The organism is Aeromonas sp. 25-248 (assembly GCF_053005425.1).
In genome coordinates this window covers 222,520-237,038 of the sequence record NZ_JBRKTB010000001.1, presented here as the reverse complement: position 1 = coordinate 237,038, position 14,519 = coordinate 222,520, and the positions used below count along the sequence as shown (strand labels likewise).

The window sequence follows — 14,519 nt, the reverse complement described above, 5'->3', positions numbered from 1 at the left end:
CACCTGACAAGCCTGAACTGTTTTACCGGCCCTCGCGGCCGGTTTTTTTATGCCTGTCGTTTCTGCGCGAGCATGGGGCTGAGGGGAGCGGCAGGCCAGCTTCTGATGGGGGGGCAAGCTCGTCAGCCTCGCTGCCATGTGCTTGGCCTGGTCGAAGCATAAGGAGTGAGGCGTGAGACAGAGAAAGCACCGGGATGGCAATGCCCGAATGCGGCAGGAGCCAGGTACTGGCTCCTGCGCTGTCAGGGGAGGGTGATGTGGAATCTCGCGCCGCCGAGCGGGGAGTCATCCACCCGGATCTCGCCGCCGTAGCTGTGCACGATTTCGGTCACCACGGCGAGGCCAATCCCCTGGCCGGGGGAGCTGTCAGCCCGCACGCCGCGCTGGAAGATCTGCTGCGATTTGCCGGGGGCGATGCCGGGGCCGTCGTCTTCCACCACGATGAGCAGGCCGCTCTCCCGGTGGCGGACATGAACCCGGATCTCGCTGATGGCGAACTTGCAGGCGTTGTCCAGCAGGTTGCCCATCAGCTCCATCAGATCGCCCTGCTCGCCGTGAAAGAAGACATCATCGTCAAACTGGAAGCCGGTCTGCAGCTTCTTGTGGCGATAGACCTTGGCGAGGCTGGCCAACAGCTTCTCGATGAGGGGAACCGGTTCGGTGCCCTTGCTCGCGAGGCGCTTTCGCCCGGTGACGGCGCGGCGCAACTGGTACTGGATGATCTGATCCATGGTGGTGATCTGTTCATTGATGTTGTCATGGATGTCGTGGCCGAGCTTGAGCTCCTGGGCGGTGATCTGGATGAGCGCCAGTCGGGTTTTCAGGCTGTGGGCGAGATCGTTGAGGGCGTGCTGGTAGCGCTGGGTCTGCTGGCGTTCGTTCTCCAGCAACTGGTTGACCGAGCTTGTCAGGGGGGTCAGCTCGCGCTCGTAGTCGTTTGACAGTGCCTCTCGCGTACCGGCGCGGATCTCGTCAATCTGGCGCGCCATGGTGCGCAGGGAGGAGAGGCTCCAGAAACTGGTGAGCAGCAACAGGGCGCCCAGCAGACAGTAGGCGAGCAGCGCCTGGCGAATGCAGCGGTAGAGGTAATCGCGGGTCTGGGCCTGATAGCGCCGGGCGGAATCGACCATCACCACGTAGTAGGTGGTGGGGCCGGCGCCATGATTGCGCAGGAAACGCAGGCTGTAGATGAAGTAGCTCTCGCCGTTCTTGATGGTATGCAGCTTGAAGAAATAGTCCTGATCCAGTCCCCCCAGGTATCTCATCAGATCCCGGCAGATGGTCTCCTTGATGGAGACCACCTCCGGCATGTGCAGGCTGGACCAGCTCAACACTCCGTCGGCGCGGCAGATCAGGGTATCGAGATTGGGATCGATGGCATCCGGGGTGAGCTTGCCTAGATCCGTCATGGCGTGGGGCTCCGGCTGCTTGGACGAGAACAGCTTGGAGAGGTTCTCCTGCATGCGGACACTGGCTTTCTGGGCCTGCTCCTCGGCATGGCCGAGGTAGAGGATGTAGACGGAGAAGGCCATGATGAGCGCGATGACCAGCATGGCACTCAGCATCAGCTTGAGGTGCAGGGAGCGGCGGATCAGGGTCAGGGGATGCAACATGGCAAGGCGCATCAGCTGCAGGCGAGGTTGAAGATGTAGCCCTGGCGGCGGATGGTGGAGATGGGCTGGATGCTCCCTTCCGGATCCAGTTTTTTGCGAAGCCGGCTCACCATCACCTCGATGGTGTTGGGGTCCCCTTCACCATCCCCATAGAGCTGATCCAGCAACTGCTGTTTGGAGACCACCTGACGGGCATTTCGCATCAGGTATTCCAGGATCAGATATTCGAAACTGGTCAGCACGGTGACCTCGCCGGCGATGGTCAGCTCCTTGCGGGAGAGATCCAGCTCGTAGTCACCCGCCTTCACTCTGGGGGAGATGAAGCCGGCGCTGCGGCGTACCAGCGCATTGAGGCGGGCCAGCAGCTCGTCCTTCTGGAAGGGTTTGACCAGGTAGTCGTCCGCCCCGGCCTCCAGTCCTTCCACCTTGTCCTGCCAGTTGCCTCTGGCCGTCAGCACAATGATGGGAAAGGGGATCTGCTGCTCGCGCAGGCGGGTAATGAGCTGAAGGCCATCCATGTCAGGCAGGCCCAGATCGATGATGGCGACATCGATGGGGTAGTCGGCTGCGTAGTGCAGCGCCACCTGGGCATTGTCCGTGCTGTAAACCTGGTTCTGGGCCTCGGTCAACAGGGTGGAGAGGTGGTGATTGAGCAGCTTGTCGTCTTCAACCAGTAGGATTTTCATAAGATGCATGATGATGAGGGTCCAGGCTGTCAATTAGAGGGTCAACAAGAGGGAGAGTCAATCCGGATCCTACCTGACCCCGCTGTATCGGGACTGAATCATCCCTGTATTCTTTCCTCATGCATTTCCCATGATGCAACGCTGTGTCATCAGCCTCGTGTTCAGGCTCGCTATCCGTGCCTGCCGGTTTCTGGGTGTTGAGGGGAGAGCCGGTGCAGGGGCTGGTCGCGACCATTCTTATCGCACAAGCGGCTTGCCGCCGGTACACAGGGGCGGGGGGGCCTTGCTGGCGTCAGGCCATCCCCGTGTGCCTGCAAGCGCTTGAGGTATGAATTTAATTGTTTGAAATTAAACATGTTTACATGCCCTGGCCTGGATGCTGGAACAAAGCAGGGCAATCCCCGGCAACGGCTGAGTGGATTCACAAAGGGCAGTATCACATGAATGGTTTTTTTTGAATCCTGATTTCAATAGGCGCTTTCCTATTGTTTTGACTGTTCATCTTTGGGTTAAACAAGATAGAATCTGACCCCGAATCGGGTTTGGGGCGCAGATAGCCCAAGATGTGAGCAATGCAGGCTGTGGACTGCCTGGGTGTGCAATGTAATGCGACAACATTGTTAAACATCAATCAAAACAAGAAGCTGGAGGATGTGATGGCCAACAGCACGGACAATCAGGTTAAAAGCAGCATGTTGGGAGCTGTAACCCAAGGGCGGTAGCATAAGCCTTGTTCACCTTCTGGGCTGACAACGGCATAATCTGCGTTTCCATCAATGTTGTTTTTCCACGCTCCTGAAATAAAGCGCCAACCTGCTGAAGTAAATGGATGCTCCCTACTCCAGCTATTGCGCTATTACACACAATACGCTTGTTCATAATGAGATGTGACGGCATATGGTCGCCAACCATAGCCAGAAATCTCTTTTTCATTTAATCAGATTGCAATCGGGAACCTTTCAATGAAGATCCTCGTGACTGGTGGTGCCGGTTTTATCGGCTCTGCCGTTGTTCGTCATATCATCCGGCATACCCAAGATTCAGTGGTCAACCTCGATAAGTTGACCTATGCGGGCAACCTGGAATCCTTGGCGGCTGTCTCTGCTAGCGACCGCTATGCGTTTGAACAAGTTGACATCTGCAACCGCGCCGAATTGGATCGGATCTTCGCTGCCCACCAACCCGATGCCGTGATGCACCTGGCTGCCGAGAGTCACGTTGATCGATCCATCACCGGCCCTGCCGATTTTATAGAAACCAATATCGTCGGCACCTATATGTTGCTGGAAGCGGCACGTGCCTATTGGAACGGTCTGGATGAGATACGCAAGGCGGCCTTCCGCTTCCACCACATCTCCACCGACGAGGTGTATGGGGATCTGCCCCATCCGGATGAAGTCGCCGCTGGTGAGCCATTGCCACTCTTTACTGAAACCACCCCTTACGCCCCCAGCAGCCCCTATTCTGCCTCTAAAGCCTCCAGTGACCATCTGGTTCGCGCCTGGCGCCGTACCTACGGCCTGCCGACCATTGTCACCAACTGCTCCAACAACTACGGTCCTTACCACTTCCCTGAGAAGCTGATCCCGCTGGTCATCCTCAATGCGCTGGATGGCAAGCCGCTGCCGGTTTATGGCAAGGGCGACCAGATCCGCGATTGGCTCTATGTTGAGGATCATGCGCGTGCACTCTATACCGTGGTCACTACAGGCGTGATCGGCGAGACCTACAACATTGGCGGTCATAACGAGAAACAGAATCTGGACGTCGTTCATACCATCTGCGATCTGCTGGACGAGATGGTACCTCTGTCTCCCTCGCACCTTGGGGGAGAGGGCCGGGGTGAGGGGAGAAGCTACCGCGATCAAATCACCTATGTGGCCGATCGCCCCGGTCACGATCGCCGTTATGCCATCGACGCCAGCAAGATGAGCGCCGAACTCGCCTGGCAACCGCAAGAGACCTTCGAGTCCGGTATCCGCAAGACGGTGCAGTGGTATCTGGGTAACCAGCAGTGGGTCAGCAACGTCAAGAGCGGCGCCTACCAATCCTGGATTGAGCAGAACTACGGGGAGCGTACCTGATGCATATTCTGCTGTTTGGCAAAAACGGTCAGGTAGGTTGGGAGCTGCAACGCGCATTGGCGCCGCTGGGTCGTATCACTGCCGTCGATTTTGACTCAACCGATTATTGCGGTGACTTCAGCAAGCCGGCCGGCGTGGCGGAGACTGTTCGCCTGGTGAAGCCTGATGTCATCGTGAACGCAGCAGCCCACACTGCGGTAGACAAAGCCGAGAGCGAGCGGGAGTTTGCTGAATTGCTCAACGCCACCAGTGTGGCCGCTATCGCCAAAGAAGCGGAAGCATTGGGTGCCTGGTTTGTGCATTACTCCACCGATTATGTGTTCGATGGCAGTGGCGAGCTCCCCTGGCTGGAAACCGACACAACGGCACCGCTCAACGTCTACGGTGAGACCAAGCTGGCGGGTGAGCAAGGGGCTGCGTTTTGTTCCCGTCATCTGATCTTCCGCACCAGTTGGGTCTACGCCGCCCGCGGCGCCAACTTTGCCAAGACCATGCTGCGCTTTGGCAAAGAACGTAGCGAGATGTCAGTCATTAATGACCAGTTCGGCGCCCCGACCGGTGCCGAGTTGCTGGCCGATTGCACAGCCCATGCGATCCGCGTGGCGCAGAGCAAACCCGAGGTTGCCGGGCTGTATCATCTGATTGCCACCGGCACCACCACCTGGTTTGACTATGCCCAGCTGGTGTTTGCCAAAGCCAGAGAGGCCGGGGTTGAACTAGCGGTCACGCAACTTAATGCGGTGTCGACCGGTGCCTTCCCGACCCCTGCCAAACGCCCCAATAACTCCCGTCTTGATACCACTAAATTTCAGCGCACCTTCGATCTGGTGCTGCCGGACTGGAAGGTCGGCGTGGAGCGGATGTTGGCTGAGATCCTCGGCAAGTAAAACCCCGACAGGCAAGGGTAAAACTTGAAAGGTGTAGTCGCAAGCCACCCTTTTCTTTTGCAATTTAAAAATAAGAAACAAGCATCATGACCAAACGTAAAGGCATTATTCTGGCCGGCGGCTCTGGCACTCGTCTCTATCCAGTCACTATGGCGGTTAGCAAGCAACTGCTGCCCATATATGACAAGCCAATGATCTACTATCCGCTCAGCACCCTGATGCTGGCAGGTATTCGCGATATTTTGATCATCAGTACGCCGCAAGATACTCCTCGCTTTGAGCAATTGTTGGGGGATGGCAATCAGTGGGGCCTGAATTTGCAATACAAGGTGCAACCAAGCCCGGACGGGTTGGCCCAAGCCTTTATTCTGGGTGAAGAGTTCATCGGCTCAGACCCCTGTGCGCTGGTACTGGGCGACAACATCTTCTATGGCCATGATCTGCAGAAACAACTGGAAACTGCAGCAAGTAAAGATAGTGGAGCTACCGTTTTTGCCTACCATGTGCATGACCCGGAACGTTATGGGGTGGTGGAGTTTGATAAAGAGGGCACCGCTATTTCCCTGGAAGAGAAGCCACTGGAGCCCAAGAGCAACTATGCGGTGACGGGGCTCTACTTCTATGACAACAGCGTGGTTGAGATCGCCAAGAGCCTAAAGCCGTCACTGCGTGGTGAGCTGGAAATCACCGATGTGAACCGTATCTACTTGGAGCAAGGCAATCTATCGGTGGCCATGATGGGACGTGGTTATGCCTGGCTTGATACCGGTACCCATGAAAGCATGATAGAAGCGAGCAACTTTATTCAGACTATAGAAACACGTCAGGGACTGAAAGTGGCTTGCCCGGAAGAGATCGCCTATCGCCAGAAGTTCATTAATGCCGAACAGGTTCGTGAACTTGCTGAACCGTTGGCAAAGAATGCGTATGGCCAATATTTGTTAAAAATAGTTGCCAAAGCCTGATGTGATATGGGGGAGGGAATATGCTCCCCCATAAAGATTTAATTAAATGTGGATAGACAGATGAATGTAATCAAGACAGCAATTCCTGATGTGCTTATCTTGGAGCCCAAAGTATTTGGTGATGAGCGTGGTTTTTTCTTTGAAAGCTTTAATCATAAGCAGTTTGAAGAGGCTGTAGGATATCCTGTTACCTTTGTACAGGACAATCACTCAAAGTCGTCGAAAGGCGTGCTACGTGGATTACACTACCAGTTGCCACCCCATGCTCAAGGGAAACTGGTGCGATGTGCTGTGGGTGAGGTATTTGATGTCGCGGTAGATATTCGTAATAACTCACCTACATTCGGACAGTGGGTTGGAGTGAATATTTCTGCAGAGAATAAACGACAATTATGGATTCCTGCCGGCTTTGCTCATGGATTTTTAACTTTAAGCGAGTCAGTGGATTTCTTATACAAGACGACAAGTTATTATAAACCACATTGTGAAAGAACTATTCTGTGGTGCGACCCAGAGTTAAGGATTGATTGGCCTTTTGATGGGGCTCCGATATTGTCAGAAAAAGACACAGCTGCTTTACCATTAAATATGATGGTTTAATAAAGTGGGTATTTTTATTTATTTTAAATGCGAAATAATATAAGGTGATTTATGTCACATATTGTATATGTATCTGGTACATTTGATTTATTTCATAGTAACCATCTGAAAATGATAGAATATGGTCGTGGATTAGGAGATGTACTTATTGTTGGGGTTAGTACAGACGAGTTAGTTTGTAGCTATAAAAATCCACCAGCTGTACCATTCGAAGAGCGCATATCAATTATAGAAGGATTACGAGCACCTGATGTTGTGGTACCTCAACATACTTTAGAGCACAGTGAAACTGTTAAAAAGCTAAACATTGACATCTTCGTGATAGGTGATGATTGGTTAGGGAAGTATGATTATTTAAGAAAATTAGGTGTGAAAGTTTTCTATATGCCATATGGAAAAGGAGTGAGTTCTACTAATCTTAAAAAGAAAATTCATGATCAGTATGAAAAATTGATTGAGCGAAGTGATAATCATCCAATACCAGAGCCAAAAATATGAAAATTTTATTAACTGGTGGTAACAGTGATCTAGCAAAACATATAGCCGCGACACTTTGCAGATTTGATGTTTATCAAGTCTCGGCTCCAAAACGTGCTGAGTTAGATGTAACAAGTCAAAAATCTGTTGAGAATTATTTTTTAGGTAATAGTTTTGATGTCGTAGTCAATTGTGCAGGTTCATTATATTCTAGTCGAATTGTGGATTCCGAACCAGCACTCTGGATCAATGATATACAGACAAATTTGATCGGCACATATCTAGTATCTAGAATGGCCCTCATAAAGAATAATAGATGCCGTATCGTAAATATATCGTCTACAGCAGCATTTAACGCTTATAAAGATTGGACTGCTTATTGTGCCGCTAAAGCGGGGGTAATTAAACTAACTATGGGATTAGCTAAAGATGGATATGATACTTTAGCTCTATGTCCTGGAGCTATCGATACAAAATTACGTGATGGACTTTCAATAAATAACTCAAATGTAATGACGATTGAAGAAGGTATAAGACCTATAATTAACGCAATTACAACTCAACAGTATAAATCTGGAGATATTGTATTCTATCGAAAAGGCATTTTGGAATTAAACCCGGATTTTGTTATTGACAACAAGTGAAGCTTAAAAGTCAATTCATTTCCCTTTCTTTTTATAAAAGTAAATGCATTAAAAGCTGAGAGAGGATTAATTGAGAGAGGTAGCATTAAGCAAAAACATTCTATCATTGATGTTAGTTCAGTTCAGTAACTATATAGCGCCGTTATTAGTGTTACCTTATCTTAGCCGTGTTCTCGGATTAGAGGGTTTTGGCACGGTAGCTATGTCAATGTCACTTTGTAGTATTGCTCTGATTATTACCGACTATGGCTTTGGTATATCAGCTCCTTATTGGCTGGCAAGAAACAAAGAAAATAAGAGAATGGTAGCCGATTACTTGGGGGCTATTTTTACCGTAAAACTTTTCTTGTTTTTAATAACTTCCGCATTTGTTTTACTATATTTTAGGCTAGGCAATACAATACCAGATATTAGCAGCATCCATATTGCTATAATAACATCAATTTTCTTTCAATCTTTTCAGCCTAATTGGTTTTTTTTAGGCATAGAGAAAATGAAAAAAATCACCATATCTATGGTGTCTGCAAAACTGCTTTACGTTTTCTTAATTTTTATTTTTATTAAAGAAAAAAATCAAACTGACTCTGTTTTAATATTTTTTGCTTTAAGTAATCTATTGGCTACATCTATTGGGGTTGTCAGCATATATAAAGAAGGCTATTGGATTTCAATGGCTGATCGTAAAAAATGTTATACCCTATTGAAAGAGGGAGGAGTATTTTTTGTTTCAAGATTAGCAGTGGGAGTATATACGAGTGCAAGTACCTTTCTCGTGGGCTCATTTTCTGGAACTAATGCTGCGGCATTGTATAATAGTGCGGAAAAATTATATCAAGCAGGTCAAAGTATTATATCACCAGTAAGTCAAGCATTGTTCCCTTATCTGGCTAGAACCGGCAATAAAAAAGATCTTTATAAATTCGTTGGAGTAGGGATAATCCCTATGGCATTTACTGCCATTATTGGTATATCTTATTCTCAAGAGATAATGGGTTTTTTGTTTGGCGAGCAATTTATTTCTGCACATGAATATCTAGAGATATTTCTTATAGCACTTCTAATTAATTTTGTTGGGGTTAACTTTGGCTATCCAGCATTTGCGTCCATTAACAGGATTGATATAGCAAATAGAAGTGTTATTTTTGCTGCGGTAATTCAGATCCTGGCGCTAAGTGTTATGTATATAACGGATGCTATTACGGCAAAAAACATATGCCTAAGTGTTTTGGCTGTAGAGTCTCTAGTTATGCTTATAAGAGTGATTTTTTTTTATTTCTTACAGAAAAAATAGAGTAAATATTTTCACAATGTAGTCACATATCATTTAAATTGTCGAAAATCTTAATCTTATTATTGCTAAGTCCCACACGTCATCTCAAGATAATTCCTGCTCATTGCCACAGCATAATGCTAGTCTTAATGTGTAGCTATTATCATGCTCATTAACATAAAATGAAATCATATATATGAATAATGTTTTCAGAATTGCTTTTAGATGCATGCAGTACTTTTTATATTGGCTCTCGGGAGCTTTTCCAAGGAATAAAAATATTTGGGTTTTCGGGTGCTTTGGCATATATGGGGATAACAGTAGATATCTTTATGAACATGTGTGTAAAAATAATCCAGATATAACACCTGTCTGGATATCGCAAAATATTCAATCAGTTGAATTAGCCTCTAAATATGGTAAGTCTTATCGTAGATATTCTGTTATGGGATTGTACTTCTGTCTTCGAGCTGGTGTCTATATTTATAGTTCGTACGCTAGGGATATTTGCTGGTTTACATCTAGAGGAGCTCTTAATGTTAATTTATGGCATGGGATTCCATTAAAGAAAATTGAATTTGACATCAGATGTTTGCCTTTGGTGAAAATATTCCATGAAGCCAATATCTTATCTAAGTTTATGCACCCTCATGCACACTTAAGGCATGATCTGGTGCTATGCCCGTCATTATATGTGGCTGAATATTCTTATATTTCTGCATTCAGGCTGAGAGGTATAGAAAATTTAATCATAACTTCTTATCCTAGAATTGGTCAAATTTTAAAAATGACAAAAAATAAGAGTATTGATGCTGATAAAAGCCCCTTTACTTTCGTATATACACCAACTTGGCGTGATTCAGGTGTGGATTTCATAGCAGAGTCAGGCATTAATTTTGAGCTGCTCAATGATTTTTTAGCAAGAAATAATGCTAGGTTAAAAATAAAACTACACCCTGCGACAGAGCTGACTATTAACCCTATAGGATGGTCAAATATATCTTTGATTGACAATAAAATAGATCCTTGTGAGTTAATGGTTATGGCTGATTGTTTAATTACGGATTACTCATCAATATTTTTTGATTTTTTGATTCTAGATAGACCAATAATATTTTTCCCGTTTGATAAAGAAAACTATTTGAAAGAGCGAGAGCTTTATCTAGATTATGATTTAAATACGCCGGGAGTTAAAGTTTATTCATTGTCTGAACTTATAGCTGCAATGGAAAAAATCATTTCCAATAGTGATGACCATCAAACGGAACGGAATGATATGAAAGCGTTATTTGGTATTGACTATCATAAAGGAAATGAAACGATAGTTTCTTCTATAAAGAAAAATCTATTTGATTTTTAAATGAATTATAAATATCATTTCTGATTTTTAATTATCGCTAAATTTATGCATAATGGTGAACAAATGCTGGAAATATGTATATCGACATATGGAAAGAGAATAAACAGGCTATCATCCTTACCATTTTTAAATAATTGTAGGTATTTGATAGTGCATCAGGATTATGTCGATGTATTTATCTCAAATGATGCAAAAGAAAGATTTTCTTATGAAGATATAACTCTAATTGAAAGTGATACAAAGGGACTGACGAATAGCAGAAATGAAGCATTGAAGTACTCTACAGAAGAGTTAATACTTATATCTGATGATGACGTTGTCTATGAGTGTGATGTGGCTGATAAGATATTATCAGCCCAAAAAGAAAATCCTTTTCATATTGCCTTGTTTAAAGCTAAGGTTACAGAAGACTCAACGGATTTTAGAAAATATCCGATAAACAGTGGACAATTAAGTAAAATAGAATGTTTACATGCATGCTCTATTGAAATGGTTATCGACAAAAGAAAAATAGACACATCTGAGGTGTTCTTTAATAAAGATTTTGGGATAGGAGCTAAATTCATTTGTGGAGAAGAGAGTGTTTTTCTTTTTGATGCAATAGATGCCAATTTAAACGTTAGCTTCATTAATCAATATATTGTGTCGCATCCTAAAGAAAGTACAGCAACAAATAAAAATAATGCCTTTAGTATTCTGAAAGCAAAAGGGGCGGTTTACCGATATGGGTTTGGCTTTATAATCGGCCTGCTTTTGATTTTAAGGTTGTCATTTTTGAAACCAATGTCAAAAGTTATGGGGGTCTCTAAGTTCTACTTTCTGAAAAGTCTTTTGACGGGCTTCATGGCTATTTCAGACACCTCTCAGGATAAATAATGCATCTTACAAAAACACATGGTAGAAATTATTTCACCTTGTTTTTTTATATTATTAGTATTTCCTTGTCAATAAGGCTATCTTTTTACTTTAATGATTCTACCCGATATATTCCATTACGAGTTATCATAGTAATATTTCCTTTTGTTCTGCTCTCATCTTTTTATGTTAAAAACGGCATATTGAAGTGGGGGAATGCTATTTCATTATTATTGTATTCCTTTATTGCTACTACATACGTACTTATATGGTCAATCGATCTAGGGTACGCTGCTGTTGGAAAAAGCATAGAGTTTATCTACCCACTTGCAGTTTTTATATCATTAAAGTCTATCTGTGAAAAAATAAACTTAAATGAGGTCATAAAAGGTGGGCAGCTTTTTACTGTTGCATCCATCTTATTGATGTTGATTGATACATATATTCGTTTTATGCATCCTGAGTACGCAGTAAAGGGGGATGGGGAGGGCTACAGTGACGCTTTAAAGAGAGATACATTCTATGTATTTAAGTATGGAAGCATAATGTATCTGGATTCAAATTATGTGGCCTTGCATGCATTAGTTGTTAGTGTGTTAGTGTATTATTTGTTTTGTGGTTTTTTTAGGAAGATATTGTCGTTATTTTGTATCGTTATAATAATAATGACGTTAAGTCGCGCAGCTTATGTGGCATTTTTCATTATTCCTGTATTATACCTTCTTAGAAAGGTAAGTATCCAAAGTAAATTTGTATTGTTTTCAATTATCACGCCATTAATACTAGCTATTATCATCCACTATATTGATTTTTTAGATTTTAATGATGCCAGTTTTGAAACAAAGTTTGGTATATTTAATGCTTTTTTTTCCAAGATATTTGAAGTCAATTTAGGCACACTTATGTTTGGCCAGGGATTTGATGTTGGTGGCTACTTATATAGTTGGAAAGAAGGTGGGTATGCTCATGCAATGATACCTCTTATTGTTGGCGAAGTGGGTATTGTTGGAATGTTTTTTTATATTTCTATTATTATCTACTCGTATGTAAAAGTAGGATTCGATAGCTTATATATAACATTGCCTATGATTATTGCTGGGATGTCTCTGATATATCCATATGATGCAATGTATATATATTCCATATTATTACTTTTCTATGTAAAGGAAAAGTCGAGAAAGTATAATGAGGTCTATAATGGTTGATGTCAGTGTGGTTATACCATATTACAATGGTGAAAATACAATATCTCAATCACTACAGTCTATTTGTGAACAGACCTTAATACCCAGAGAAGTTATTATAATTGATGATTGTAGTGTAGATAAAAAAGTGCTTTCTGATATTGTAGTATGTTTTTCTAACAAATTAAATATTAGGTTACATTCCTTATCGGAAAATCGGGGGGCCGCATATGCAAGGAATATGGGGGTTGCGTTATCAAGCTCCTCATTAATTGCATTCCTTGATTCAGATGATGTGTGGCACCCCAAGAAGATTGAAGTACAGTATCATTTTATGCTTGAAAGCAATGCTCATATCTCTGCGCATTACTACGTTCAGAATGTAAATTTTAAAAAAATGGAGTCTTCTGACATTATTAAATCAAAGAGGATTAAAAAAATCAATTTTTTGATTGGTAATCCTTTCTTTACGCCAACTGTTATGATTAAAAGAGACATGGTGATGTTTAATCCAAAGTACAGAGTGGTTGATGATTACTGTTGTTGGCTAGAAAATATAAAAAGGGGGCCTGCATTTTTAATAAAAATACCATTGGCTGGTGGTTTTAAGGCAGCTATTGGAGCCAGTGGTTTGACAGGGAACATCGCTAATATGCATGAGTCATATAAAATAGTTCTAAAAGATCTTTATTATAAAAAGGAAATTAGCTTTTTATTTTTATTTACCGCTACTATATTAGAGAATTTGAAATATCCTCTTAGGATGTTAAAGTGTTATTTTTTAAAGTAGCTTTAGAATTTTTTGACATGGATTTTTTAGATGATCGTAAATAGTAATAGTAATAGTAATAGTAAATGTCTCGTTTTGGTTGCAGCATACAATGGTGCAACTACGCTCGTAGAGCAGCTTGATAGCATTTTGCGACAAGAAAAAATTGATGTTAACATTGTAATTAGCCTTGATTTAAGTTGTGATAGTTCTTTGGATATTTGCACTATGTATGCAAATAAATTCTCTAATATAACACTTTTGCCCTATGGTGAACGATTTGGAGGGGCGGGTAAAAATTTCTATAGACTATTAAAAGATGTTTATATTGGTGAGTATGATATTATTTCTTTTTCTGATCAAGATGATATCTGGCCTTCCGATAAAATATACCGTGCAACTCAATATTTGAGTGAATATGATTGTTATTCGTCTAATGTTATTGCTTTTTGGGAGGATGGGCGTGAGGTTTTAATCAACAAGGCTCAACCATTTCGTCGATGGGATTTTCTATTTGAGGCTGCCGGACCTGGTTGTACTTATGTTTTTAATCGCGACTTTGCTATTAACTTTCAGAAATGGTTGATAGGTAACTATGCTAGAGTGTCTAATAATATAGAACTTCATGATTGGCTCATTTATGCTTTCTCTCGTCGTTATGGTTATCGTTGGTTTATAGACGCTATGCCTATGATGCGATATCGGCAGCACGCTAATAATCAGGTTGGTACTAATAATAATTTTAAAGCAGCCAAGAAAAGGATCTCACTAATTAAGTCCAAATGGTATCGTAAACAAGTGATGAATATCGCTGAATGTTTGGATTTACAAAGTTCAGCCATATTCAGATTTGGCCTTGAAAATGGTTATAAAGGTAATTTATATCTTCTTGTTAGAGTTAATGAACTAAGGCGTAGAGCTCGTGATCGACTAGCTCTAGCACTATTCTTGTTATTTAATATTTTTTAATAAAATCGTTCTGCTGTAGTTTTATTATCTTCTTTTAATTCTAGTTTTGTGTAATGATATATAGCTAATATTTTATTTGGGGGTTGTCCTTGTCATTTCAACGTCGTCACTCACGCTGGTATGAGCGTGTATTATTCAGCCCTCCTGCCTTGTTTA

At 43.4% G+C, this 14,519-nt stretch carries 14 protein-coding genes; 12 read left to right on the top strand and 2 right to left on the bottom strand.

Going from position 1 to position 14,519, the window contains the following annotated elements; genetic code table 11:
• Positions 1 to 242 precede the first annotated feature (242 nt).
• Together ACVDHI_RS01150 and ACVDHI_RS01145 are read right to left on the bottom strand one after the other, a co-directional pair.
• Positions 243 to 1,613: an ATP-binding protein gene (locus ACVDHI_RS01150; protein WP_375338741.1), complete on the bottom strand. Its 1,371-nt coding sequence runs from the start codon at positions 1,611 to 1,613 to the stop codon at positions 243 to 245.
• A gap of 11 nt (positions 1,614 to 1,624) precedes the next feature.
• A complete protein-coding gene (locus ACVDHI_RS01145; protein WP_041207018.1) occupies positions 1,625 to 2,299 on the bottom strand; it encodes a response regulator in 675 nt (224 codons plus the stop codon).
• A 962-nt stretch (positions 2,300 to 3,261) separates the two neighbouring features.
• On the opposite strand from ACVDHI_RS01145, the gene rfbB reads away from it, so the two are divergent.
• The 12 genes from rfbB to ACVDHI_RS01085 all read left to right on the top strand — a co-directional run bounded on the left by rfbB (position 3,262) and on the right by ACVDHI_RS01085 (position 14,363).
• Entirely contained in the window at positions 3,262 to 4,383 is a 1,122-nt protein-coding gene (rfbB, locus tag ACVDHI_RS01140) for a dTDP-glucose 4,6-dehydratase (RefSeq protein ID WP_042017497.1), read from the top strand.
• Positions 4,383 to 5,270 (top strand): dTDP-4-dehydrorhamnose reductase, encoded by an 888-nt coding sequence (gene rfbD, locus ACVDHI_RS01135; protein WP_042017498.1) that lies wholly within the window; start codon positions 4,383 to 4,385, stop codon positions 5,268 to 5,270. The genes rfbB and rfbD overlap by 1 nt, the downstream gene beginning before the upstream one ends.
• Positions 5,271 to 5,356: 86 nt before the next feature.
• Positions 5,357 to 6,235, top strand: a complete 879-nt coding sequence (gene rfbA, locus ACVDHI_RS01130) for a glucose-1-phosphate thymidylyltransferase RfbA (RefSeq protein ID WP_447211590.1) — start codon at positions 5,357 to 5,359, stop codon at positions 6,233 to 6,235.
• A gap of 60 nt (positions 6,236 to 6,295) precedes the next feature.
• Positions 6,296 to 6,835: a dTDP-4-dehydrorhamnose 3,5-epimerase gene (rfbC, locus tag ACVDHI_RS01125; RefSeq protein WP_080768104.1), complete on the top strand. Its 540-nt coding sequence runs from the start codon at positions 6,296 to 6,298 to the stop codon at positions 6,833 to 6,835.
• A gap of 51 nt (positions 6,836 to 6,886) precedes the next feature.
• Positions 6,887 to 7,333 carry an adenylyltransferase/cytidyltransferase family protein gene (locus ACVDHI_RS01120; RefSeq protein ID WP_080768105.1) on the top strand — a complete coding sequence of 149 codons (447 nt, stop codon included), beginning with the start codon at positions 6,887 to 6,889 and terminating at the stop codon, positions 7,331 to 7,333.
• Positions 7,330 to 7,956: an SDR family oxidoreductase gene (locus ACVDHI_RS01115; protein ID WP_080768106.1), complete on the top strand. Its 627-nt coding sequence runs from the start codon at positions 7,330 to 7,332 to the stop codon at positions 7,954 to 7,956. The genes ACVDHI_RS01120 and ACVDHI_RS01115 overlap by 4 nt, the downstream gene beginning before the upstream one ends.
• A 70-nt stretch (positions 7,957 to 8,026) precedes the next feature.
• Entirely contained in the window at positions 8,027 to 9,247 is a 1,221-nt protein-coding gene (locus ACVDHI_RS01110) for an oligosaccharide flippase family protein (protein WP_290434946.1), read from the top strand.
• 175 nt (positions 9,248 to 9,422) lie between these two features.
• A complete protein-coding gene (locus ACVDHI_RS01105) occupies positions 9,423 to 10,586 on the top strand; it encodes a CDP-glycerol glycerophosphotransferase family protein (protein WP_080768108.1) in 1,164 nt (387 codons plus the stop codon).
• A 150-nt stretch (positions 10,587 to 10,736) separates the two neighbouring features.
• Positions 10,737 to 11,462 carry a glycosyltransferase family A protein gene (locus ACVDHI_RS01100; protein ID WP_162183365.1) on the top strand — a complete coding sequence of 242 codons (726 nt, stop codon included), beginning with the start codon at positions 10,737 to 10,739 and terminating at the stop codon, positions 11,460 to 11,462.
• Positions 11,462 to 12,646, top strand: a complete 1,185-nt coding sequence (locus tag ACVDHI_RS01095) for a hypothetical protein (RefSeq protein ID WP_145983739.1) — start codon at positions 11,462 to 11,464, stop codon at positions 12,644 to 12,646. The genes ACVDHI_RS01100 and ACVDHI_RS01095 overlap by 1 nt, the downstream gene beginning before the upstream one ends.
• Positions 12,639 to 13,415, top strand: coding sequence for a glycosyltransferase family 2 protein (locus tag ACVDHI_RS01090; RefSeq protein ID WP_162183366.1), 777 nt, complete (start codon positions 12,639 to 12,641; stop codon positions 13,413 to 13,415). Before ACVDHI_RS01095 ends, ACVDHI_RS01090 begins: the two co-directional genes overlap by 8 nt.
• Before the next feature lie 30 nt (positions 13,416 to 13,445).
• Complete coding sequence (locus tag ACVDHI_RS01085) at positions 13,446 to 14,363, top strand: glycosyltransferase (RefSeq protein ID WP_368180499.1); 918 nt, start codon at positions 13,446 to 13,448, stop codon at positions 14,361 to 14,363.
• Positions 14,364 to 14,519: the final 156 nt, after the last annotated feature.

Coding starts and splice junctions, on each gene's coding strand:
- ACVDHI_RS01150 (WP_375338741.1), bottom strand. CDS start 1,613: ATGTTGCATCCCCTGACCCTGATCCGCCGCTCCCTGCACCTCAAGCTG.
- ACVDHI_RS01145 (WP_041207018.1), bottom strand. CDS start 2,299: ATGAAAATCCTACTGGTTGAAGACGACAAGCTGCTCAATCACCACCTC.
- rfbB (WP_042017497.1), top strand. CDS start 3,262: ATGAAGATCCTCGTGACTGGTGGTGCCGGTTTTATCGGCTCTGCCGTT.
- rfbD (WP_042017498.1), top strand. CDS start 4,383: ATGCATATTCTGCTGTTTGGCAAAAACGGTCAGGTAGGTTGGGAGCTG.
- rfbA (WP_447211590.1), top strand. CDS start 5,357: ATGACCAAACGTAAAGGCATTATTCTGGCCGGCGGCTCTGGCACTCGT.
- rfbC (WP_080768104.1), top strand. CDS start 6,296: ATGAATGTAATCAAGACAGCAATTCCTGATGTGCTTATCTTGGAGCCC.
- ACVDHI_RS01120 (WP_080768105.1), top strand. CDS start 6,887: ATGTCACATATTGTATATGTATCTGGTACATTTGATTTATTTCATAGT.
- ACVDHI_RS01115 (WP_080768106.1), top strand. CDS start 7,330: ATGAAAATTTTATTAACTGGTGGTAACAGTGATCTAGCAAAACATATA.
- ACVDHI_RS01105 (WP_080768108.1), top strand. CDS start 9,423: ATGAATAATGTTTTCAGAATTGCTTTTAGATGCATGCAGTACTTTTTA.
- ACVDHI_RS01095 (WP_145983739.1), top strand. CDS start 11,462: ATGCATCTTACAAAAACACATGGTAGAAATTATTTCACCTTGTTTTTT.
- ACVDHI_RS01090 (WP_162183366.1), top strand. CDS start 12,639: ATGGTTGATGTCAGTGTGGTTATACCATATTACAATGGTGAAAATACA.
- ACVDHI_RS01085 (WP_368180499.1), top strand. CDS start 13,446: ATGATCGTAAATAGTAATAGTAATAGTAATAGTAAATGTCTCGTTTTG.